This window comes from Flavobacterium celericrescens (assembly GCF_011392075.1).
Lineage (GTDB): Bacteria > Bacteroidota > Bacteroidia > Flavobacteriales > Flavobacteriaceae > Flavobacterium > Flavobacterium celericrescens.
Genome location: NZ_JAAJBV010000007.1, coordinates 50,147 through 74,350, shown reverse-complemented (window position 1 = coordinate 74,350; position 24,204 = coordinate 50,147). Strand labels below are relative to the sequence as shown.

The 24,204-nt window shown below is 30.8% G+C and carries 23 protein-coding genes and 1 pseudogene; 1 reads left to right on the top strand and 23 read right to left on the bottom strand.

The window, feature by feature from the left end:
- The 16 genes and pseudogenes from G4L40_RS10115 to G4L40_RS10040 all read right to left on the bottom strand — a co-directional run bounded on the left by G4L40_RS10115 (nucleotide 1) and on the right by G4L40_RS10040 (nucleotide 14,350).
- The gene (locus G4L40_RS10115) at nucleotides 1-1,437 is read right to left on the bottom strand and encodes an MBOAT family O-acyltransferase (RefSeq protein WP_166237077.1); all 1,437 of its coding nucleotides are present in this window, start codon (nucleotides 1,435-1,437) and stop codon (nucleotides 1-3) included.
- Nucleotides 1,438-1,478: 41 nt separating this feature from the next.
- Nucleotides 1,479-2,357, bottom strand: coding sequence for a glycosyltransferase family 2 protein (locus G4L40_RS10110; protein WP_166237076.1), 879 nt, complete (start codon nucleotides 2,355-2,357; stop codon nucleotides 1,479-1,481).
- Nucleotides 2,358-2,359: 2 nt separating this feature from the next.
- On the bottom strand, nucleotides 2,360-3,499 hold the full coding sequence (locus G4L40_RS10105; protein WP_166237075.1) for a glycosyltransferase family 4 protein: 1,140 nt from the start codon (nucleotides 3,497-3,499) through the stop codon (nucleotides 2,360-2,362).
- 9 nt (nucleotides 3,500-3,508) lie between these two features.
- Nucleotides 3,509-4,414, bottom strand: coding sequence for a glycosyltransferase (locus tag G4L40_RS10100; RefSeq protein ID WP_166237074.1), 906 nt, complete (start codon nucleotides 4,412-4,414; stop codon nucleotides 3,509-3,511).
- A 1-nt stretch (nucleotide 4,415) separates the two neighbouring features.
- Nucleotides 4,416-5,156, bottom strand: coding sequence for a class I SAM-dependent methyltransferase (locus G4L40_RS10095; RefSeq protein WP_166237073.1), 741 nt, complete (start codon nucleotides 5,154-5,156; stop codon nucleotides 4,416-4,418).
- On the bottom strand, nucleotides 5,153-5,599 hold the full coding sequence (locus G4L40_RS10090; RefSeq protein ID WP_166237072.1) for a GNAT family N-acetyltransferase: 447 nt from the start codon (nucleotides 5,597-5,599) through the stop codon (nucleotides 5,153-5,155). Before G4L40_RS10090 ends, G4L40_RS10095 begins: the two co-directional genes overlap by 4 nt.
- The gene (locus G4L40_RS10085) at nucleotides 5,599-6,564 is read right to left on the bottom strand and encodes a glycoside hydrolase family protein (RefSeq protein WP_166237071.1); all 966 of its coding nucleotides are present in this window, start codon (nucleotides 6,562-6,564) and stop codon (nucleotides 5,599-5,601) included. Before G4L40_RS10085 ends, G4L40_RS10090 begins: the two co-directional genes overlap by 1 nt.
- Nucleotides 6,561-7,520 (bottom strand): glycoside hydrolase family protein, encoded by a 960-nt coding sequence (locus G4L40_RS10080; protein WP_166237070.1) that lies wholly within the window; start codon nucleotides 7,518-7,520, stop codon nucleotides 6,561-6,563. Before G4L40_RS10080 ends, G4L40_RS10085 begins: the two co-directional genes overlap by 4 nt.
- Before the next feature lies 1 nt (nucleotide 7,521).
- On the bottom strand, nucleotides 7,522-8,226 hold the full coding sequence (locus G4L40_RS10075) for a WbqC family protein (protein WP_166237069.1): 705 nt from the start codon (nucleotides 8,224-8,226) through the stop codon (nucleotides 7,522-7,524).
- The gene (locus G4L40_RS10070; RefSeq protein WP_166237068.1) at nucleotides 8,223-9,299 is read right to left on the bottom strand and encodes a DegT/DnrJ/EryC1/StrS family aminotransferase; all 1,077 of its coding nucleotides are present in this window, start codon (nucleotides 9,297-9,299) and stop codon (nucleotides 8,223-8,225) included. Before G4L40_RS10070 ends, G4L40_RS10075 begins: the two co-directional genes overlap by 4 nt.
- Nucleotides 9,300-9,309: 10 nt before the next feature.
- Entirely contained in the window at nucleotides 9,310-10,338 is a 1,029-nt protein-coding gene (locus tag G4L40_RS10065) for a glycosyltransferase family A protein (protein ID WP_166237067.1), read from the bottom strand.
- Nucleotides 10,335-11,150, bottom strand: a complete 816-nt coding sequence (locus tag G4L40_RS10060) for a polysaccharide pyruvyl transferase family protein (protein WP_166237066.1) — start codon at nucleotides 11,148-11,150, stop codon at nucleotides 10,335-10,337. Before G4L40_RS10060 ends, G4L40_RS10065 begins: the two co-directional genes overlap by 4 nt.
- A gap of 102 nt (nucleotides 11,151-11,252) precedes the next feature.
- Nucleotides 11,253-11,409: pseudogene (locus G4L40_RS13205) on the bottom strand (chloramphenicol acetyltransferase); the annotation flags it as partial.
- Between the two features lie 299 nt (nucleotides 11,410-11,708).
- Complete coding sequence (locus G4L40_RS10050) at nucleotides 11,709-12,998, bottom strand: ABC transporter ATP-binding protein (protein ID WP_166237064.1); 1,290 nt, start codon at nucleotides 12,996-12,998, stop codon at nucleotides 11,709-11,711.
- 45 nt (nucleotides 12,999-13,043) lie between these two features.
- Complete coding sequence (locus tag G4L40_RS10045; RefSeq protein ID WP_166237063.1) at nucleotides 13,044-13,391, bottom strand: four helix bundle protein; 348 nt, start codon at nucleotides 13,389-13,391, stop codon at nucleotides 13,044-13,046.
- Nucleotides 13,392-13,459: 68 nt separating this feature from the next.
- Nucleotides 13,460-14,350, bottom strand: a complete 891-nt coding sequence (locus tag G4L40_RS10040) for an ABC transporter permease (protein WP_394367769.1) — start codon at nucleotides 14,348-14,350, stop codon at nucleotides 13,460-13,462.
- Between the two features lie 294 nt (nucleotides 14,351-14,644).
- Here G4L40_RS10040 and G4L40_RS10035 point away from each other — a divergent pair, with 294 nt between their 5' ends.
- Nucleotides 14,645-15,379 (top strand): tyrosine-protein phosphatase, encoded by a 735-nt coding sequence (locus G4L40_RS10035; protein ID WP_166237062.1) that lies wholly within the window; start codon nucleotides 14,645-14,647, stop codon nucleotides 15,377-15,379.
- Here G4L40_RS10035 and G4L40_RS10030 read toward each other — a convergent pair whose 3' ends face one another.
- From G4L40_RS10030 to G4L40_RS13145, 7 genes are all read right to left on the bottom strand, one after another.
- On the bottom strand, nucleotides 15,380-17,749 hold the full coding sequence (locus G4L40_RS10030; protein ID WP_166237061.1) for a GumC family protein: 2,370 nt from the start codon (nucleotides 17,747-17,749) through the stop codon (nucleotides 15,380-15,382).
- 4 nt (nucleotides 17,750-17,753) lie between these two features.
- Nucleotides 17,754-18,518, bottom strand: coding sequence for a polysaccharide biosynthesis/export family protein (locus tag G4L40_RS10025; RefSeq protein WP_166237060.1), 765 nt, complete (start codon nucleotides 18,516-18,518; stop codon nucleotides 17,754-17,756).
- Between the two features lie 47 nt (nucleotides 18,519-18,565).
- Nucleotides 18,566-20,470 (bottom strand): polysaccharide biosynthesis protein, encoded by a 1,905-nt coding sequence (locus tag G4L40_RS10020; RefSeq protein ID WP_166237059.1) that lies wholly within the window; start codon nucleotides 20,468-20,470, stop codon nucleotides 18,566-18,568.
- 100 nt (nucleotides 20,471-20,570) lie between these two features.
- Nucleotides 20,571-21,701, bottom strand: a complete 1,131-nt coding sequence (locus tag G4L40_RS10015; RefSeq protein ID WP_166237058.1) for an aminotransferase class I/II-fold pyridoxal phosphate-dependent enzyme — start codon at nucleotides 21,699-21,701, stop codon at nucleotides 20,571-20,573.
- A complete protein-coding gene (locus G4L40_RS10010; protein WP_166237057.1) occupies nucleotides 21,701-22,345 on the bottom strand; it encodes an acetyltransferase in 645 nt (214 codons plus the stop codon). Before G4L40_RS10010 ends, G4L40_RS10015 begins: the two co-directional genes overlap by 1 nt.
- A gap of 21 nt (nucleotides 22,346-22,366) precedes the next feature.
- Nucleotides 22,367-22,972 carry a sugar transferase gene (locus G4L40_RS10005; RefSeq protein WP_166237056.1) on the bottom strand — a complete coding sequence of 202 codons (606 nt, stop codon included), beginning with the start codon at nucleotides 22,970-22,972 and terminating at the stop codon, nucleotides 22,367-22,369.
- A 20-nt stretch (nucleotides 22,973-22,992) separates the two neighbouring features.
- Nucleotides 22,993-24,195, bottom strand: coding sequence for a glycosyltransferase family 4 protein (locus tag G4L40_RS13145; RefSeq protein ID WP_166237055.1), 1,203 nt, complete (start codon nucleotides 24,193-24,195; stop codon nucleotides 22,993-22,995).
- Nucleotides 24,196-24,204 lie beyond the last annotated feature (9 nt).

Genomic DNA, 24,204 nt, shown 5'->3' with positions numbered 1-24,204 from the left:
TTAAAATTGAAAATAAATAAATTCTTGTTCTTTAGTTCCTAAAATAAAAATAGCAATTAGCAAAACCATATAAAATGACCAACGAAAAGCTTTTGGCCAACTCAATCCAAAAGTCGCTAAAGCATAATCATTTTTTCTTCCAAACCACTCAATACACATAAAAACAAAAATTAGCGCAATTACATGTGATGGTCTTACCTCAGGAAGGCTAAACAATTGCTTGGTGAAAATAGCTTTTATGTAATGAATAGCATGCGTTAAAGTATTGGCTCTAAAAAATATCCATGCAAAAACGGTTAACATAAAAGTTACTGCCATTGCAAAAAACTCTCTGATTGAAGGCAAATAACTATTCTTTGCAACGATATCAATATGGTTTCTGTTCTTATTGGACAACAATAAGGGTAAAAAGTAAATTGCATTTAATAATCCCCAAATAATAAAGGTCCAGTTGGCACCATGCCAAAAGCCACTTACTAAAAATATGGCAAAGGTGTTGCGTATTTGCATCCATTTTCCGCCTTTGCTTCCACCCAATGGAATGTATAAATAATCTTTAAACCAAGACGATAACGATATATGCCAGCGGCGCCAAAATTCGGCAATATCTCTAGAAAAATATGGGAATGAAAAATTCTTCAACAATTCAATACCAAACAATCTGGAGGTTCCTAAAGCAATATCAGAATAGCCTGAAAAATCACCATAAATCTGAAAAGTAAAAAAAATAGCTCCCATTACTAATGTACTACCCGAATAATCATCTGAATTATTAAATACTAAATTGGCATATTCAGCACAATTATCAGCGATTACTATCTTTTTAAATAAACCCCATAATATTTGTCGCAAACCATCCACAGCTTGGAAATAATTAAATTTGCGTGCTTTTTTTATTTGAGGTAATAAATGAGTAGCTCGCTCAATAGGTCCTGCAACTAAAAGTGGAAAATAAGATACGAAAACGGAGTATTCAACAAAATTTTTCTCTGCAGGAATCCTTTTTTTATACACATCAATAACATACGAGAGCCCATGAAACGTATAAAAAGAAATACCTACAGGCAAGATAATATTTAAAGACCAAATGTTGATTTGAAAACCAAATGAAGCAAACAAATCAGCAAATGAACTGGCAAAAAAGTTAAAATATTTAAAAACACCTAAAAAACCTAAGTTAATACCAATACTCAACCAAAACCAAAACTTTCGCAATCGTTCAGAGCCACTTTTTTCAATTTGCAAACCTGAATAATAATCTAATAGTGTAGAAAAAACAAGTAAAAAAAGAAAACGCCAATCCCAACAAGAATAAAAATAATAACTGGCTACAAGTAATAATAGATTTTGCCACTTCAAACTTTTTGAAGTAAAAAACCAATATAATATAAATATTAATGGAAAGAAAAGAGCAAAGTCTATAGAATTAAAAAGCATGGAATAGTTTAGGGTTTAAAAAGTTCAAATATCTAAAAAAATTAATAATTCATACTTTTTAATTGACTTCTTTTTTGCAATGTTTCCTTTTTAACTGGCTTTCTATAGCTTAAGATGGAAAATAGTTGTATCAAAAAAGTAAAAAATACTTTGACATATAATCTGAAAAAATGAAAATCTTTTACCCCATATTTTTTTAAATTATGAACCAACAATTTGATTACTTTTAAAAATGGCTTAGGATAATACACCAAATAAAAACGGATACTATTACGAAATTGGTTTTCAAAACGAAAATAGTTTCTGCCTTGACCCAATCGTTTTTTAGTATCAACCCGATGATTAACAGCAATATCATTTTGGTAATATATCGTATAACCTAAATCTAAAACTTCTAAAGCCAAAGCAGGTTCTTCACCATATATTGTCATCCACACAGGAAAACCATTCGTTTGATGATATACACTTTTTTTAATTGCAAAACCACAACCAATAAAATCATTTGTAAAATAAGAATCTTTTTCTTTAAAATGAGACAAAGCCGTTTCGTCAGCATCATAAACACCTCTTATCTCCTGAAAAGCAATAATTCCTAGCGTTTCATTACTATTAAATTGCGCTTGTACTTTAGTAATAAAATCAGCCGTTATAGGATGCGCATCATCATCTAAACCAATAAAAATTTCGCCTTCAGCTTTTTTATACAATACATTTCGAGCTGGTGAAGCACTAATGCTTTTCTTTGCAATCGTCCATTGTACCCAATCAAATTGGCTAACTAATGCTTCAGTCGCTTTACAACCATCAATAAAAACCAATACCTCATGTACAGACAAATCAATTTGAGCTTTCAACTTATTCAAAGTAAAAGCCAAAGCCTCTGGACGATTTTTAGTAACAATTAAAAAAGAAACTTGCATAATTATGGTAACAAATTTTGATATAACGCCACTATTTTTGATTGTAAAATAGCTCTATTGTAATGCGCATTCATAAAAGACACATTATATTCTTGCGCCTTTTTTCGCAATGTCAAGTTAGTTAAAGCACTCTTAATCAAATGAGCTATTTCTGATTTACTTTCTGGAAAAGTAATTAAATAACCATTTACACCGTGCTCAACAACCTCTTCTGTTGCGCCACCAGGATTCGTTTGAATTGGAAATGCACCCATGCCCATAGCCTCTAACAAAGAATTAGGCATTCCATCTGAGACACTATTACCAATATGAATTACTGATTTTCCCATGAATTCTAATATAGCTTCATTGGGAATATAATGATTTCTCTCAAACACTTCTGCTGATTCATAAAAACGTGATGTAGCTATAAAATCCACCACTTTTTTATCAGCACTATAGACCACAATTTTATAATTCTGGATAACAAACAATCCTAATTCTTGTATGGCTTCTAAGACATTTAATGCCTTGCCTACACCATCTTCATATCCTTTTACCAAGATAATGTCTCTTTCTTCGGTAGGCAAAATATAAGTTGACTGAAATAAAATACCTCCATTACCAGGAAAAACACCTAAAAACGCATTGGAAAATCCGTATGAAAGTGCCAATTGATAATCCCTTTTACAGTCTGTAATCAAATAATCGACGCGTTGTAAAAATTGTTTTACTATAGCTTCACTTAATCCAAAACTTTTAAAATCATACAAATCACTTCCCCAAGATGAATAAATTAATGGAATATTAGGATATTTTTCTAAAACAGGTAGTATTGGAATTCCAGACAAATTCATCTCAAAACAGTGAATTACATCGGGTTGTATGGTAGCAAGTAAATTATCAAAAACAGTTGCTGTTTTATGTGTATTAAATCGATTGATGAACTGATAAATGCTTGGAAATTTTCGTTTTATAAAATAACGACCGGGGAAATTCCATCGCAACTTCCAACCATTATGCTGTTGAATCCAATTGATTTTTGAAGAAAAACCTGCACCATCTGTAATATCAAACCAATGCACTTCATGCCCAGCATCTTTCAACTGGTTAGCCCATTGAAAAAAATGATGATTTGGTATAGAGACGAATAGAATTTTCATGTATTAAAACTAACTTCTGATTTTTTTAAACATAGAGAATAACAATAATTTAGTAATACTTATGAAAGTTGAAAATCTAATCATTTCAAAATAAACCGATATTACTTTACTTACTTGATTTTCCCTTATATAACTTTTTAATAATTCTTTTTTTCTTTCAAAAATACTATTAGAAATTACATTCTTATGCGGTTTAAAAGAAACGTCTTTTTGAAGTTCATTTAAGATTTGTAATAAATTTAAAGTAATAACACTAATTCTCTTGACCATATTAACAGAAACTCCAACTCCGTGTCTATAAACCGCAGTGTTTTCTTTTAGATAATATGCCTTATGACCATCCTTCATTAACCATAAATAAAGGGGCCAATCACCAATTTTCATATCTTTATACCAAATAGGTAAAACCTCTTTAGTATTTCGATACATAACAGTTAGAGTTGCTATATAATTTCGTTGTATTAAATCTGAAAATTGAGTTTTGATGGCTAATTTATTTTTACTAACCTCAACCAATTTGTTTTCTGCATATAAATTAGAATAATCTGTAAAACATAAAACACAATCAGGATGCTGTTCTAAAATATTATATTGTTTTTGCAATTTATAAGGATCAGTCCAATAGTCATCACCTTCTAAATAGGCAATATATTTTGAATTTGGAAAAGTGATTAAATCTATAAAGTTTTGTGCAGGCCCAACATTTTTTTCTTGAAAAATTAAATGTATCTTTTCAGGAAACCTAGCTTTATATTCCAGAATTTTAGCTCTTGTCGAATCTGTTGAATAATCATCCGCGACTACTAAATCCCATTCAAAATCTGTTTTTTGCATCAAGATACTATCTAATGCTTGTGTGACATATTTTTCATGATTATAAGTAATAAAACAAACAGACAGAGGTTTTTTATTCATATTATTCTCCTTTCTCACACATTAAAAAAATGCTAGAACACAAATCTGGATATTGTTGTCCTAGTTCGTAACAACCCTCTAAATATTCCTTTGAAATAATATCAGTTTGTAATAATCTATCCCATTGAAAATTTGCCAATGCTTTAAAAAATATACCTGAACGATGTACAACTTTTAACCCTGCTGCTTTTGCATCACGTTCTAAAGTATCAAGTGTATATGTAATATGATGTCCGTGCTCTTTTTCTGCTGGCGTAACCGCAGCATTATGAGAAATTAATCCCATTTTTACTGCAATTTGTCTTGAAGGTGCATTAGCATTTGGACAAACTAAAAAAAATCTCCCGTTTTCAGAAAGCCATTCATCGTTAATTCGTTTTAATACTTTAACTGGGTCATCAATATGTTCTAATACATGTGTTAAAACAATATTATCATATTTTGTTGGCAAAGAAGCTGTTTCAAAAAGAGAGTTGATATATTTTACACTATCACCAAACTCTTTTTTTGCTAAATCCATTGCTTCATCAGATGCTTCTACACAAGTAATATCATCAAAATATGGCAAAAATTTTCTTGTAAAATCGCCTTTAAAACTACCTAATTCAAGAAAATTTCCTTCTTTAAAAAATGGAAGAAATGATTTAAGCATAAAATGATGCATTACATCAAAATCAAAATTATAAGCATATTTATGATCTGAAGTATCTTTTAATTCTTTGTTGTAATCTCTTGTATTCATTTTATAATATTTTTTTTCATTAAATAATTATCTTGATTTTCATCGTCTATTTCGAAATCTAATAACTTGTATAAACTTATTGCTTTTGAATTTGACTTATTAACTTCTAATTGTATTGTTTTAAATTTTATTTTTTGAACTTCATTTATTGTTTCTTGCATAAGCTTTTTTGCAATCCCAATTCCTTTAAATTCATTCAAGACACTTACATTTGTTATGTATGCAAATGAATTTTCTTTATTTGAATAAAACGCAATTAATCCGACAAGTACATTATTTTCCCATGCTTCAATTCGAATTGCATTATCAATAATTTTCTTAGAATATATATCAATAGCTACTTTTTCACTAAGCCTTGGAACAAAATAAACATCGCAAGCAATTAAATGGTCATAAATATCATCATAGCTTGATTGATTGATTTGATATTCTATTTTTTCCATTATTCACTAATTAATTCCGCTACACCAAAACCAAATTTACCAAATTCATTTCCATTATACAGCAAAAACACTTTTTCATTTGCAGTAAAAATATGTGGATAACACATCATTTCACTATCCCAATCTGATACTTTTTGAGATTTAAACAGTCCTCCTTTTTCATCATCTCTATTCCAATTTATCAAATCTTTGGATGTTGCATATCCTAATCTATAGCCTCTTTCTGGGTTTTTCCTAAAATCTGTTGCTTCTCTAAAACAGAAATACATATGATAAGTATCCTTTATCTTTATTACTGTTGGTAATGCTTGACATTCATTTTCATTTAAAATATCAGAAACAATTTGTTTTCCTTCTTCCTTTGTCCAATTTATCATATCAGTAGATGTTGCATGACCAATTTTGTATACCCTTGCTACTGGTTCATTTTCTGTTTCTGGTATCCATTTTGTACCAAAAATATACCACATATGATATATTTCTTCATATTTTTGAACAAATCCATCACCTACTAAAACAGGCTCTAAAAGGGAAGAAGCTAGAATAGGTCCTTTCCCAATTCTTTGAAAAGTAGCCCCATTATCATTTGAAATTGCCAATCCTATACCTGTTTCAACTGGAACAGAAATTCTTCTATTCCATCCACAAGTAAAAGCATATAGTTTATCTTCATCTTTGAAGGGACTTATTGGAAAAATTCCATGCTCGTCAAATGTTCCTAAATGACCTAATCCAATAACCTCTTTTTTTGAAAAGTCAATTATTTTTTCAAAATTCAAATCAACATCAATGTAAGCAATATGGCTTAAATAAGCTCCTTTTTCATCACGTGTTCTAGTAGAAAAATAAACCCTAATAAAATCATCAAAAACAATAGTTTGTGGCGATTGAGCAAACTCTACAATATGATTTGCCAACTTATCTATAGTCGGATCAAAAAACTTTCCTTTTTTCTTCCAAATCATAACAATTCATTTTCTAATGTTGCCCAACCAAATCCTTGCTTTCCAACTTGATTACCTAAATAAAACATATGTACTTTATTGTTTAGCTCAAACACATGAGGATAACTTATCATTTCACTATCCCATCCTTCATCTGAAACATCTATACCAACATAATCATCATTTCTGTTCCAATTTACTAAATCAATTGAATTAGCATAACCTATTCGATAACCATTCTCTTTGCCTCTATAATTAGCTCCTCCCCGATAGCAAAAAAACATATGATATTTGCCATTTTTATAAAAGACATCAGGACTTGCCTGTGCTTCATACTCGCCTAATTTATTTTCAATTAATTGTTTATCTGCTTTTATAAAATGAATCCCATCTTTACTCTCTGCCATTCTTATTTTATAGATTGGTTCTGGTTTACCATTATCTAAAATCCAATCAGTTCCAGCTATATAAAACAAATAATAAATATCATTAAATTTTCTAATTTTAGGACCACTAATTACAAATGGTTCATCAACAGAATAAGAAATTAAAGGACCATCACCTACTTTATTAAATGAATCTGGGTGATTACTTTTTGCAAAACCTATGGCAGTATTAAAAGGAACCGATTCACATCTTGTCCACCCAGCATAATAGGCATAATATTGATCTTCATTTTTTATTACAGAAACAGGATAAGTTCCAAATTCATCAAAAGTACCCAGTTGTCCTAAAGGTAAAATCGGATGCTCTGAAATTGATATAAGCTTAAAATCAAAATCAAAATCAGCATATGCAGAATAACTTACATATTGTCCATTAGCATCAGGGCATGGACGACATGAAAAATAAACTCTAATAAAATCTTGAAAATGCAACACGTGTGGTGCTTGTGCAAATTCATTCATCCATAGTGGAGTATTATGCTCTTTTGGATTAAATAATAATCCTTTTTTTATCCAATTTAATTTTTCCATTTTATAGTATTTCGTATTCAGATGCTATCATCTTTTTAACTTCTTCTATAGAATTAAACATTAATACATCTATTATAGACAAGAATGGAATAAAATTATTTTCAAATTGCTTGTAAGTCACATTTTTAGCTTTTAAAAAATGTAAAACTATGTCATCTTTTTTAAAAAAATCTTTATTATATAATTCTAGTCCTCCTATGGGATTTATATATTCATTTGCTTTTAATACTTTACAAATATTTAAAACTTTATCTGCTGCCTTTAGACTATTATCAAAATCTAAAGTTGATGAAACAATCAATTTTGTCTCAATATTTAAATGATTACAAATACACTTAATAGACTCATATAAAAAATGAAATAAATTTATATTAGAGTAATTTAAACATTGCTCTATTAATATAAAAGTTTCCTTAAAAAAAGGCGCTTTTCTATATGCTTCATTAAAAGTATTCAATAACTTTTTTTTGTCCACAGACCAATTATCAGACAAATAGCGCTGATTAATCATTAAAAAATCAGAATCCTTTTTTAATGGTAAAGAAAAAAGTTCATCCGAACCATTTTTTAATAATCTATTTCTATTAATCCAACCTTTTTTTGTGTATTCAATTTCATCATATAACACAAATATATCTACCGCATTGATTAATTGAAAATAACCAATGTAAGGAAAAAAATAAGGTTGCATTATTGCTACTTTCATTTTAATGCATAATTAATAGTAGTAATTATTTGATGTAATTCAGCATTTTTTAACCCTACATACAAAGGCAAACACAATACTCTTGAAGCAATACTCTCAGACACTTTCATTTCTAATGCTTCAATGTATTCTATCTTATTCAAAGATGGATAAAAATAACGTCTTGGAAAAATTTGCATTTGATTTAAAGCAGCTTGAACTTCTAATAATTTCTTTTCAGACTCAAAAATTACAGGATAATAACTATAATTCCATTCCGTATTTGATCTTATCTTAATAGTTTTTAATTTATCGAAATCTAATTGCGTGTTATAAAAATCAACAACTTTTTTTCGCTCTGAAAGAATCGTTTGCATATGAGGTAAAACAGCTAAACCCATAGCTCCTTGCAATTCAGAAATTTTAGCATTTATTCCTAATCCATAAAAAGCTAAAGGTCCATTATGCCCAAAATTGTGACTATAAAACAATTGATGTTGCAAATCTGCATCTTTTGCAAATAACGCACCGCCTTCTCCTGAATGGAATAACTTTGTAGCATGAAAACTACAAGTACTAATATCTCCGTAATTAAAAATAGAATGTTCATTATAAGTAACTCCAAAAGCATGAGCAGCATCATAAATTACTTTTAAATTGTGTTTTTGAGCAATGGAGTTGATAACTTCTACGTTACATGGGTTACCAAAAACATGCGTTGCTAAAATTGCTGTTGTTTTATCTGTTATAGCTTCTTCAATTTTTGTCTCATCGATAGTTAAATATTCTGGATGAATATCAACAAAAACAGGCTTACAATTTTCCCAAACTATTGCAGCTGTAGTAGCCACATAACTAAAAGGAGTGGTTATAATTTCTCCTTCTTTCCCTAATAGCTTCAAAGCTATTTGCAATGGAATGGTGCCATTATTTGTAATTAATATATGATTAACCTCCAAATATTTTTTCAGCTTCTCTTCTAACTCCAACACCAACTCTCCGCGATTCGTTAACCATTGGTTACTCCAAATGCGTTGCAGTTGCATTTGATATTCCTCTATCGGAGGAAAAAATGTTTTAGTTACATTAATCATATATTCGTGTTTAATACCAAAATTTTTTTAACTGCTCTTTTGTTAATCCTTTTTTGTGAAGAAGAAAATCATAACACACTTTAAAATAGAATATTTTTTTAAAAATACGTTCTGTAAAAAAATAACTCCACGAGCTTTTCTTTAATTTTTTAAAAGCATGAGCTATTTCTTTTTTACTTTCTATTTCTGTAATGGTTTCATATACATTTTGCATCCATGGCTCTACATGATTTCCCATATGATAAGCATAGTTGTCATATGTTGCCAATCGATAACCACCCATTTTTAAAACAGGTTCATCTGTATACAAAAACTCGCTATCGCCACCTAATTTGTATTTGGAATTACTTCTTGGTAATTGCTCAAACACTTCTCTTTTATACGTTGCTACAAAATGAGAACAACCTAAAACAGCTAAAACATTATTTTTACCTTCCAAGGTACAGATTACATCTTTAAATCTATCTTCAAGCGAAAACCATCCCAAACTTTGTGCAAAACGCTCCATCGCTTCAGGATTTTTTACCGGACTAAAAGATAACTTTTTTGAGAACAAATAGCGCCACCAAATATTACTCGTTAAATGCAATTGCTTTCTAAAAACAGGCACTGGACAAACCGCTCCTGCTTTTGGAAAAGCTTCAAACACTTCAACAACAGCTGCTTCCCATCCATTACAAAACAAAACATCAGCATCTGTAATGGTTATTAACCGCTCTTCAGCTGTTCGCAAAGCTTTTAAAATACTATTGACTTTTCCTATTGCCTCATTTTCAATAATCAATTCATCTATATAGCCTTGTTTTTGCAAAGCATAAAGTTTATCGTTTACTGAATTACATGAATTATTGCTTACTACCGAAATTTTTAGTTTTGTAACACTTGTTTTAATTATTGAAAACAAACAATATTCAAAAATTTGATAGGATTCTTTATAGTAATCTTCTTCATGTGGAATATACAAAGGAATAATTACCCGATGTGAAGAAACACTCGACTCTAGTATAACATCTTTTGAAATATTAGCTCCTTTTCTCATTTTTTAAAAGGACAAGATGCAAAAAGGGCTTCTTGTCTTTGTTTTAGAATTGCTGGCGATGGTAATAAAATCGAACTATTTTCGATTAATAATGTTTCAAAATCCGCAATTGTACTTTTTGTTGGATCAATATAAAATTCTTGTGTATAAGAAATGTCTAACGATTCGAAATAATCATAAAACTTAACGTTATCACCCGCCAACTTATTGGAAAATTTAACCCACAGAGCTGGAATTTCATATGCATGCGACACAATTACACCATGCAACGATGATGATATGATTTGTTTACATGCTAAAATTTCTTGAGTTGTTTTCACAATATCAGCTGTCATCAAATTAATAACCTTAACTTTTGAATTAGACTTAAATTGCTCCACAACACTATCATAATCTACATAATGAGGAATAATTCCTAGGTCATATTTTTTTTCTGCTACATTTGGAATAAATCTTGGCAACAACAAGGCTGGATCACCATAAACTTCAGGAACTTCATATCCTAATTCTAATAATCTATTTCGAGTTCTTGGTCCTCTAACCGCAACAAACTTTGCTGCTCTAACATTTTCATTTGCCTTTATAATACCACTTCCCCAAACTATCGAATTCTTACTGGCAGCGCAAATTATACTACCTACTGTAACATAATGCTTTATGAGCCATTTGTACCATCGATGCATTGGATGCGAAACTTTAACCACTTTTTTACCTGATAATTTTTCAGCTAAAAAAGGAGCTAAAATATCTCCATAATTATCTACAGCACCTCTTTCATGTAATGCCCACCAATAAACATATATCTTATTCATTAGCATTATAATTTTTAAAGAAAAAATCTTTGTTCGATTTTATCTTTTCATCATCCCAATTCCACCACTCAGAAGCTAATAACATATTTTTTGAGGCTTCAGTAAACCTATCCTTTATAAACTTAGCAGGAACTCCTCCAACAATGGTGTATGGTGCAACATCTTTAGTAACTACACTGCCTGTTCCTATAATGGCTCCATGTCCTATCTTTACATTTGGAAGTATACTTACATTGTCACCTATCCACACATCGCTACCTATTTCGATAGCATATGCAGCACTTATTCCATTAGCTAGATTTGGCTTTTGAGCAAAGTATTTTTTATAAAATCCGTATTGTAATGCGGCAAAATTATAATCATGATTTGATGTTATCAATTTAATATCTCTACCAAACGCGCAAAACGAGCCAATTAGAATTTTTCCTATACCTCGAATCTCAAATTTACCATTATGAAAACTATCTCTACCTACCTCAACGGAAGTGTTAGATTGAATTAGTACAGGAAGTTTTTCATAGTCCAGCACACGCTTCAATTTTACAGATAACCAATATTTTATTTTTGATTTAATTCCCATTTTGCTTCAGAATAAACATATAAATTTCCTTTTGGAATTCTTCCCGTTCCATAAACATCTGTAGGCACAATACTAAAGCCGATACATTCTTCTTTAATTGCTATAGTAGTATTATTCTCTGCCAATGCTATAGTAACTACATAATCACCAGGCATTAATTTTAAATCAGAAGCAGTAGCTTTAAAAACAAAATCTCCATTTGTTTCATATACTATATCCGTAATTTCATTCGATCTTATTGCTGCTATTCGAGTACCACTGGCAGTAGAAATAATAACACTTGCTTTTAAATTGCTGTAAGCCTGTTTAGCTAAAACAAAAATTGAAAATTCAAGAATATCGCCCATCAATACTCCACTAGAATTAGAACGCTCCCCTCTAGAATTCAAAGAGCTAACCTCAAACTTTGAAATTTGAATTGGCATATTTTCTTTCTCTTCAAATTCAATATAATTATTGCTGTTGAAGGAAAAAATACTACTTTTTAAATACAAATCAATCGTTTCATCAATATCACCAAAAAAAACAGTTTTTCCATGTTCTATCAACATTCCTTTGGTACACAAACTTCTTACCGCCGCCATATTATGACTCACAAATAAAACCGTTCTACCTTCGCTTTTAGAAATGTCTTGCATTTTACCAATGGCTTTCTTTTGAAACTCAGCATCTCCAACGGCTAATACCTCATCTACAACTAAGATTTCGGGTTCTAAAAAAGCGGCTACAGCAAAAGCTAATCGAACAGTCATTCCACTGCTGTAACGCTTTGTTGGCGTATCAATATAACGTTCACAACCACTAAAAGCTACTATTTCATCTAATTTTGAAGTGATTTCTTTTTTGGTCATCCCTAAAATAGCGCCATTCAAATAAATATTTTCTCTTCCAGTCAATTCAGGATTAAAACCAGTTCCTACTTCCAACAAAGAAGCAATTCTTCCTCTAGATTTAATTACACCTGTAGTAGGTGCGGTAACTTTTGATAATATTTTTAATAACGTTGATTTTCCAGCTCCATTTTTTCCAATAATTCCTAAAACCTCTCCTTTAGCAACTTCAAAATTAATGTCCTGCAAAGCCCAAACATATTCGCTATTCCCTTTTGCACTTCGATCATTGGTTTCGCCTACTTTTAAATAAGGATCTTCTTTACCACGAATGGCATGCCACCATCGATTCAAATCATGACTCAATGTACCAGTACCCACAGTACCTAAACGATATTGTTTAGAAATGTTTTCGGCTCTTAATATGATATCTTTCATCCTAAAAATGGTGAGAAGTGAATGGTGAGAAGTGAATTGTAAAAATTATTTTTTCAATAAATAATTTCGTAATCCAACTATCATCTTCTTTACTTCATTAATTTTATTTTCAATTTCTTTATTCTCAATTATGTATTTTAAACGAACAGCTATCAAGTATTGTGTTTCCAATTCTGACAAAGATCCTAAAGCAATATAAAGAAATTGTATGAACTCTTTATCGCTTTTTCTTGCGGCACCTTCAGAAATATTTGAAGGAACAGAAACCGATGCTCTTCTAATCTGATTTGTAAGTCCAAACTTTTCATCATCAGGAAAAAACTTAGATAAAGCATAAATGGCTTCAACCAAATCCATACTTTTTTTCCAAACATCTAAATCTTTGTGATTCATCTTTTTATTTACAAATTACTATTCTTTATTATCTCCCAAATTTAACTCCTCACCTCTCACTCCTCACTCTAAACCGTATCAATAAAACTCTTTTCTGTTTTATTAAAAATCAATAATCCTACAAAAAACACAACAATTGTTACTACAACAGTATAAAGCAATCCTGAAACAGAAATACTTCCTTCGTTTAATAACATATAACGCGCTGTTTCAATTACATAAGCTAAAGGATTATATTCAATTAACCATCCAAAAGTGGGTAACTTTTCTTTTAATAATACCATTGGATACATCACAGCAGATACATACATTAAGAGTTGCACTCCAAATCCAACCAAAAAACTTAAATCGCGATATTTTGTAACCAATGAAGAAATAATCATCCCTAAGCCTAAGCCAAGAATTCCCATAATAGCTACTAATATTGGGAAAAATAAAGTTGCTGTTGTGAATTGGAAAGTTACTTTACCAATCATAAAGTAATAGATATAAAAGGCAATGAAAATTAAAAACTGTATACCAAATTTTACCAAATTAGAAATCACAATTGATAATGGAACAATAAGCCTTGGAAAATATACTTTTCCAAATATCGAAGCATTTTTCTTAAAAGTATCAGAGGTATCATTTAAACAAGAAGTAAAATAATTCCACACCATAACACCACCTAAATTAAATAAGAAAGCTGGTGTTTCTCCCGTTTTAATTCCGGCTACATTATTAAAAATAATTGTAAATATTATAGAAGTAAATAAGGGTTGTATTAAGTACCAAAGAGGACCTAAAATAGTTTGCTTGTATACCGTTACAATATCACGCTTTACAAACAGCATAAGTAAATCTCTATAACGCCAAACCTCTTTAAGATTTAGTGAAAAAAAATTGTTTTTAGGAGCAATCTCAAACAACCATTCTTCGTCTGAAAATTCGGTTTTATTCATGTATTCAGGGACTTTCATTTTTACCATATCAAAAATACACTATTTTAAACAGAAGACAAATTAATTCAAGAAATAACGCAAATTCTATACAAAAAATTCAAAATTATAGTTATAAAATAAATAACAAGCCTAAATACAAGCATTTTAAAGTTAGTCAAAAAGCACAATAAAGCATAGATACAGCACTAATATAGCACTGATATAGCACTGATACTATATATAAACTATATACCGTAAGAATATAATAGCACAACTTCTTATTCAGATATTGAACTTCATAAAAAAAACTATCTTTGCATCAAATTCCCAATCATGTTATCCTTTTTCAAGACAAAACCTAAACTTTCTGAACTAATTCCTACAAATTATGTGGACATTCATTCCCATATATTACCCGGAATTGATGATGGTGCACAACAAATAGAAGATTCTAAATTTTTATTAGAATCAATGATAAGTTATGGTTTTTCAAAAGTGATTACTACACCTCATACAATGAAAAACGTATGGGATAACACAACAAACACTATAATAGCTGCTCATCAAAAAACGCAAACAGAGCTACCAAGTTTAACCAAACAAGTTGATTTACAGTATGCTTCAGAATATTTTTTAGACGAAAATTTAATGCAGCAAATACAACAAGAAAAACTATTAACATTAAAAGACAATTTCATTTTAATTGAAATGTCATATTTGAATGCACCCATTCAATTGTATGATTTTCTATTTGAATTGCAATTAAAAGGATATCAATTGGTTTTAGCACACCCAGAACGATACACCTATTTCCATTCTAATAAAAAAGAGTTTGCTAAACTGAAAAAAGCGGGTTGCTTATTTCAATTAAATTTACTTGCCACAGTAGGTTATTATGGTAAAAATGCCTCAGAAATTGCTGATTATTTACTAAAAGAAAAACTATACGACTTTGTGGGTTCCGATTTTCATCACAAAAACCACGTAGCAGCATTTCAAAACAAATTAATCATCAAAAACAATCAAATACTAGAAGAAACAATTGCTAAAAATGTGTTTTTTAAGTAACTATTTCTTAAACAATCTCTTCCAAGCTGACGCTGGTTTTTCATCTAAACCATAGCCATAACCGTATCCATAGCCATAGCCATACCCTTTGGTAGAATCAGTATCATTGATCAAGATTGACATATTAGGTAATTTCTTTTCTTGGTATAATTTTTCTGGCAACGACAACATACGTTTGTCTAAATAATTGGCACGAGTTACATAAATAAATGTGTCGGCATATTTTGCAATTAACAATGTGTCCGTTACCAAACTTACAGGAGCTGTATCAACGATAATGTAATCATAATCTTGTTTTAATTTCTCAAATAACTCCCCTACTTTTTTACCCATCAATAACTCAGCTGGATTAGGAGGAATAACACCCGCTGGCAACGCATAAAAATTTGAGAAACCATCAACTTTAGTAATAAAATCTTCAATATTTGTATATTCTTTAGAAGCTAAATAATTAGTTATTCCTACTTTTGGAACTACTAAATACTCTTCTAATTTAGGATTTCTAATATCTAATCCAACTAACAGCACTTTCTTATCAGACAACGCAATAGTTGACGCCAAGTTTACCGAAATAAATGTTTTTCCTTCTTTTGGAAATGTTGATGTTAAGAAAATAGTTTTGGCAACTCCTTCTGGCACTTCATTCAATAAAAACTCTAAATTAGTACGCACAATTCGTAGCGCTTCAGCTGTACTTGTTCTGCTATTGGTACTAATAATTTGTTCCGAAGTTTCCGATTTTGGCACATCACCAATAAAAGGCATTGTTGTTGCTTTTTCAATATCCAATCGTGATTTTACTTTGGTATCAAATAATCGAATCAAATAAATAATTGCAAAGGGAATAAATAATCCTAAGAAAAGTGATACAATATAAACCACTTTTCTATTAGGCGAAACAGGACTTAATGCTGCATGTGCTTGATCAATTACTTTTGCATTAGGCTCTGTAACCGCTAACGAAATAGCTGTTTCTTCCCTTTTTTCTAATAAATATAGATACAGTGCTTCTTTAACTTGTTGTTGTCTAGCAATAATTCTAAATTCTTTTTCTTGTGTAGGTATTTGAGAAATTCGACCATCCACTATAGCATTTTGACGCGCTAAATCGTTCTTCTTAATTTGCAAGGATGCTTTTAATTGATTCAAACTAGAAGAAACATTACTTTTTAATGACGCAATTTTTTTATCAACTGCTAATACCATGCTATTTTTTGGTCCCGCAGTTTTTAATATTCGGTTGCGTTCAAGAACCAATTGATTGTATTGATCAATTAATCCCACTGCATTTACATCTGAAGTTAAAATATTGGCTGGAATTAAATTCTCATTTGTGGTGTTTTTCATGTAGTCCAACATTGTGTTTACTACTTTCAATTGGGTTTCTGTTTCAATTTCACGTTTTTCAAACTCACTTGCATTTTCTAAAAACAACCCTGCTTCTGAAGTTATGTCAGTTACTTTATTCGTTTTCTTAAATTCTTCCGCGTCTTTTTCAACACCTTCTAATTCTTGAGAAATTAATTTCAATCGCTGCTCGATAAACTTTGAAGTATTTTCAGAAATAAAGTTTTTATCATCAATAGCATCTTGATTGTAATTTCGAACTAATGCGTCTAAAAAATCCTCCGCTCTATACAACACTGGATCTACAAACGACAACTCTATAACACTAGTGTTTTTACTCAAAGCCATTACCTTTAATCGGGCTTTATAGCTTTCAGCAACTTGTAAAACAGGTTGGATTTCAATTCGAATAGAAAATTCGGTTTTATTCTTCTCTGGCTCTAAATTGTTTTTTAAAATACTACAAGTTCCAGATTTATATTTAATAGTTTCACCATATTTAAAAACACCTCTTTTATTGCCTGTTTCATCATACAATGTATACGTAGAAGCTGAAGCAGCAACAACTCTAAGTTTATGGCTTTCTTTATAAAATTGCTCGTTTTGATTAGAAAAGAAAACCACAATTGGAGAATCTTTATAAATTTCACCATCTTTGATTCTTCCTTCGTTAATGTAGGAAATATTCAACCCTAAATCTTTAACTGTTTTTTCAACAAGCGTTCTAGATTTAATAACTTCTATTTCGTTATCTACATTACTTTTTACATTTTTTAGCATTCCTAAATCTGAAAACGCAGACAATTCTGAAGCCAAACCACCTTTTCGTTCATCCTTAACTAAAATAGTGGAACTAGCACTATACAACGGAACAGCATAACGCAAATAAATAAAAGCCACAGAAATCGTAATGGCAACGCCAACAACAAACCATTTCCAATAGCTTAAATATCCTTCAATTTGTTCACGAAGATTAAAACTTTTCTCCGAACTATCTTCTATTGAATTGCTATACTGATACATCTTATTATTTTATTGTTAAGGCTAATATAGTAACCACTAATGACAATGCCGAAATCCCAACAGCTATATTAGGTCCAATTACAGATGAATTAACTCTAGTTTTATTAGGCTCAATATAAACTACATCGTTTTGAGTTAAATAATAATACGGAGAATTAATAAATTCCGATTTCGTGATATCAATGCGTTGCATGGTTTTTACACCTTCTTTTTCTCGGATTAAAAGAATATCATTTCGTTTACCATAAATAGTTAAATCTCCCGCTAAAGCCAAAGCTTCAACCAAAGTAACGCGCTCACTTTGAATCGTGTAAACCCCAGGTTTAGCAACTTCACCTAAAATAGAGACTTTAAAATTTACAATTCTTAAATTAATTATAGGATCTTTGATATGGTCTGTTAATACTTTTTTAAGTTCATTAACTGCTTCTGTTCTGGTTAGACCAGCTAATTTTACCTTGCCAACCATAGGCAATTCTATAAAACCTGTCTGGTCAATTAGATACGTTTGCAGACGTTCTTGTGCCACACTACTTTCTGTATTCCCTTGAAAAACAACTGTTTTTAAATTGTATGGTGCAGCAATTTCAGGATTTTCAGAAGAAATCACAATATTCAAAACATCGTCTGGTTGTAGAACAGGTTCAAACTTTTGTGCAGCCGAACTAGCAATTGTATCTTGAAAATAAGCAATATTTTTAGACGAAGAACAAGACTGTAGTAGCACAGCAAGTAACAAAAATGTAGCTAATCGATAAATTGCTTTCATAGGGGATTTTTTTACAAATATAATTTCTTTCATGAATTATAGCTCTTTTAACTGTCTAAATCTGTAAATTCAGAATTATTACTTTTAAATTCAGGCACAAGCACTTTCATTTGCTTTACAATTTCTAGAGTTGTCAAACCTGATGCTTCTTGCACCAATCGGTTAATAGCTATTTTAATTTCTTTGAACTCTTGCGTACTCTCTTCCTTTGCTATCATTATTTTTTCATGATGTGTTGGTTGAGTTTTAGAAGAGTCATTCAATAATTCCTCAAATAACTTTTCACCTGGGCGTAAACCAACAATTGCAACTTGAATATCTTTTTCAGGAACAAAACCAGCCAATCGAATCATTTTATGAGCCAAATCAATAATTTTTACTGGCTTACCCATATCAAAAATATAAATTTCACCACCATTACCCATAGAGCCCGCTTCTAAAACCAATTGACAAGCTTCGGGAATGGTCATAAAATATCGAATAATATCAGGATGTGTAATTGTAATTGGCCCTCCAGCTTCAATTTGTTTTGTAAATAACGGCACAACTGAACCATTTGAACCTAATACATTTCCAAAGCGGGTAGTAATAAATTTTGTATTGTAGATAGCACTATTTTCAACTTCAAACGCTAACGCCTGTACATATTGCTCTGCAATTCGCTTACTAGCTCCCATAATATTACTAGGATTTACCGCTTTATCTGTCGACACCATTACAAAAGAATCGCTTTTGTATTTCAATGCTAAATCAGCAATCACTTTTGTCCCAAAAACATTAGTATAAATTGCCTGATACGGATTGCTTTCCATCAAAGGCACATGCTTATAAGCCGCAGCGTGATATACCACATGAGGTTGATACAACTCGAAAATTTGTTCCATAACCTTTTCATCTCTTACATCTGCAACATATGGGATAAAAGTGCTTTTATTCATTTTCTTTTCTAAATCAAGGCACAATTGGTGTAGTGGTGTTTCGGCTTGGTCTACAACAATGATTTTTTGAGGATTAAATTCAATTACTTGATTTACTATTTCGCTTCCTATAGAACCTGCAGCTCCTGTGATTAAAACAATTTTATTTTGAATTTGCTTAGAAATTAAATCTGTATTTAAAACAATTGGTTTTCTATCTAACAAATCCTGTATTTCAAAAGTTTTAATGCTCTTTGTAAGTTGTCTTTGATTGTTCCAATCAGTTACCACAGGAACAGTCAATAATTTAATATCGTTTTCTAAACACTGATCTATAATTAAAAGCTGTAACTTACTAGGAATATTTTTATCTGCAATTATTAAGTTATCAGCATTTAATTCAGCTAAGATTTTAACAATAGATGTATCATGAGAAACAATAGGCAAATCCAAGATAGTTTTAGTAACATTATTCTTGTATTTATCAATAAAACCTACCAATTTGTATCGTCTAGGCTGCTCTGCTTTTAAAGCGTTTGCTAGTGCAATTGCATGATTATCGGTTCCATAAATCACGACTCTTTGATATCCAGAAGCATGACTTGCTTCTATATAAATTTGGTATATAATTTTTACCGCTATTCTAAAAGATAACAAAAAAATAAAGGAAATAAAAAACATCAACAGCAAAGCCGGCATTAAAAAAATCTTAGTTCCTATAAAATAATAATGAGAATAATTTAATACCGCTAAAGCTAGAAAAGTACTAAATGTTGCTTTGAAAAGATTGAATCCGTCATTTAAAGTAGAATGTCTTATAATTCCGGCATACGTTTTAAAAGAAAAAAAGAAAAAAACCTGTGTCAATACAATAATCAATGTTCTCTGAAAAACTGAAGCTGTATCATAATATTTGAAAGTCAAATTAGAAACTATCAAATAAGTAACTAAATTGGCGAATAAAACAATGGCAATATCAATAGAAAATATAACCCATCTAGGTAGATATCCTAAGTGAATAATTTTGTTCTTCATTAAAAATGAAGCAATTGACGAAGTATTTTCGCTTTTATTTTGTGGCACTAAAATTAATTTGGGGAGACAAATTTAACAAAATTTGATTAGCAATCTCAAATTACTTCATAAAGAAATAGTTAAGCACTGAAAGAATTCTATTTTGCTCATTTTCAGAAAGATTAGAACCCGACGGCAAACACAATCCATTAGTAAACAATTCTTCAGAAACTGAAGTTCCATAATAAGGAGAATTTTCAAAAACAGGTTGCAAATGCATTGGTTTCCATAATGGTCTAGTTTCAATATTTGCTTGTTCAAAAACTAATCGCAAAGCTTCTCTTTTCTCATAAGACTCTAATACAATAGCCGTTAACCAGTGATTAGAATAATAATCAGCCGTTGGTTCGTGTAATACTTTAACCGAATCTATTGTTGAAAAGAAATCCATATAAAATTGATGCATTTTTCTTCGCAATCCTACATGAGCATTCAAAACTTCCATTTGTCCTCGACCAATACCAGCGCAAATATTACTCATTCGATAATTATAGCCGATTTGAGAATGCTGATAATGTGGCGCATTATCTCTAGCTTGTGTAGATAAGAAAACTGCCTTATCTTTTAATTCTTTAGTATGTGTAACAATTGCCCCGCCACCCGAAGTAGTTATAATTTTATTCCCATTAAAAGACAAAACGGATATATCACCGAATGTTCCACATTTTTGACCTTTGTACGAACTTCCTAAAGCCTCGGCACTATCTTCTAAAATTGGGATTTCATACTGATTTGCAATTGCTTTTATCTCATCCATTTTAGCTGGCATTCCATATAAATGAACAGGAATTATAGCTTTGGGCTTTTTACCTCTTGAAATTCTATCTTTGATTGCTTGTTCTAATGCTATTGGACACATGTTCCACGTATCTTTTTCGCTGTCAATGAAGATTGGTGTAGCTCCTAAATAAGCAATAGGATTAGCAGATGCCGAAAAAGTCATCGATTGACAGATTACCTCATCACCAGCCTTAACTCCTAATAAAATCAACCCTAAATGTAACGCTGCAGTCCCTGAACTCAAAGCACCAACAAAAACATTTTGGTCCAAATAATATTCTAAATCTTGTTCAAATCCATTCACATTAGGTCCCAATGGCGCTACCCAATTGGTTTCAAAGGCTTGCTGTACAAATTTCTGCTCGTTGCCACCCATATGTGGTGAAGACAACCATATTTTTTCTTGTTGCATTATGAATGAAATTTTATAGGTTTAGCTGGAATTCCAACAGCTGTACAATTCTCGGGAAGCGATTTAGAAACCACAGCTCCAGCACCAATTGTGGTGTTTTTTCCAACAGAAACTTGATTGATTATTTTTGCTCCTGTACCTACATAAACAGCCTCTTCAATAACTACTTCTCCAGAAACATTCACTGCTGGCATCAAAGACACATAAGATTCTAAAATAGTATCGTGCCCTATTGTACAAGCTAAATTAATTGTAACATAATCTTTAATCATAATATTACATGTGATTATATTTCCTGCACAAATTACGGTTCCTTTTCCAATTGAAACAGCATCATTCCCAATTAAAACAGAAGGATGAATCAACGTTTCGTATGTTATTTTTGAATTGTTAATTAGAGCAACTACATTCTTTTTGTAAGCTGGATTTCCTAATGCCAAAGCTACAGCAATCTCTTCAGAAACATTATTCAAATCGGCAACCTTTCCTAAAACTGGAAAACCATTTATTAATGTTCCTTTTTCTTTTCCATCATCATAATATCCAATGAATTGGTATTTATTTCCAACTGCATTAATTTGGTCAATAAGCATTTTTACTTCTCTTCCAAAACCTCCAGCTCCTATAATAGCTATTTTTTTCATATGTAGGGGGCACATAAATAATTAATATTGACCTTCAAAAGGCTCAATTGTAGCGGCGTTTTCCGCATTTATTCCTTCGCTAATTACTACTTTTTTAGCGGTTAAAAATAAGATTTTTAAATCTAATGTAAAAGAAACATGATCAACATAATAAACATCCAATTCAAAACGCTTATCCCAAGAAATTGCATTTCTACCATTAACTTGAGCCCAACCTGTAATTCCAGGTTTCATTTCATGTCGGCGATTTTGAAATGCATTATATAAATGAACATAATCGGTTAGTAATGGTCTTGGTCCTATTAAACTCATATCTCCTTTTATCACATTTAATAATTGCGGAATTTCATCTAAAGAAGTTTTCCGAACAAATTTCCCAACAGCTGTCAATCTTTCTGAATCATGTAATAATTTTCCCGTAGCATCTTTTTTATCATTCATGGTTTTGAACTTGATAATACTGAATACTTTACAATTTTTACCAGGTCGACGCTGAATGAAAAAAGGTTTTCCTTCATTAGCAAAAAACAACAAAACAGTAACCAATAGAAACACTGGCAATAAGATAATAAATCCTATCACGGCAAGTAGAAAATCTAAAATTGGTTTTACTATTTTTAAATACATATTACTTTTTACTTGGCTCTTTATACTTGATTCATAATTATCTCATAACTATGCTTTGGTGTCACATGATTCACAAAATATTGATAACCATTCTCACCCATTTGTATACAAAGTTGCGGATTTGCCCGCAATAAATCAATTTTTTCTTTGATTAGATAAGCTTGGTTTGATGGTGCCCAAACTCCAGCTTTAACTTCGTCTTGAATAATCTTTCCGTAATCTGTATTACTATCAATTGCTGCTAAAACCGGAATTCTAGCATTGAAATAACTCAACGATTTAGATGGAATATTCGGAATGGTAAAATTTTCATGTAAAGAAATCAAGCCACAATCGGCCACCGAGATAATGTTTTGATAATCTTCTCGTGGTAATGAATTTTTAATCACCACATTTTGGATGTTTTTCTCTTGAATTAATTTTTCAATCTTAGCTTTTTCAGTTCCTTGTCCAACAATAAAAAACAAAACTTTATCTTCTGGCTGAAATAATTCGGCGACAGCCAAAATATTTTCTAACTTTTGAGGCAACCCAATATTTCCACCAAAAATAATAACAAAGTTATCATCAAAACTATATTTCTTTCTTAAAGCTTCTTTGTCTCCAGAAAACTGTGGAATTTCTTTTTGCCAATTTGGTAATAGATGTAATTTTCTAACTTTTACTTTTGGATTATGACGCATCACATAATCAATATTTCCTTGTGACATACAGCCAATTTGATCAGCCAATTCATAAAGTAAATGCTCTTTTTTTCGGAAGAAATTATATAACATTCCACCTTTTTTCATCATACCCAAATCGACTGCGTTTTGAGGAAAAATATCTCTCAAAATTAAATATAAATTCGATTGATATTTATTTTTTAACCAACTTGCCACATCTACTAAACTAATTGGAGGTGTTGGCATGATGATTAAATCTAATGTTTCTGATTTGAAATGCTTTTTAATTGCTTTCTTATATTGAAAAGGCAATAACACATTTGCAATTCCTTTTTGAATTGGGTTGACATTCAACAAAGGCAACGTTTTAACACGGATTACTGAAATCCCTTCTTCGTTTATCAATCCAATTTCTGAATCATTCACAGCTGGCGCCACAACAAAAATATCATGACCTTGATTGCGAAATTCTTCCATTAAATCGGTGTATAAATTACTCGAATTTGGAATTTTTGGATAAGCTAATGCTAAAAATAAAATTTTACTGTTTTGTTTCACGAAATATTT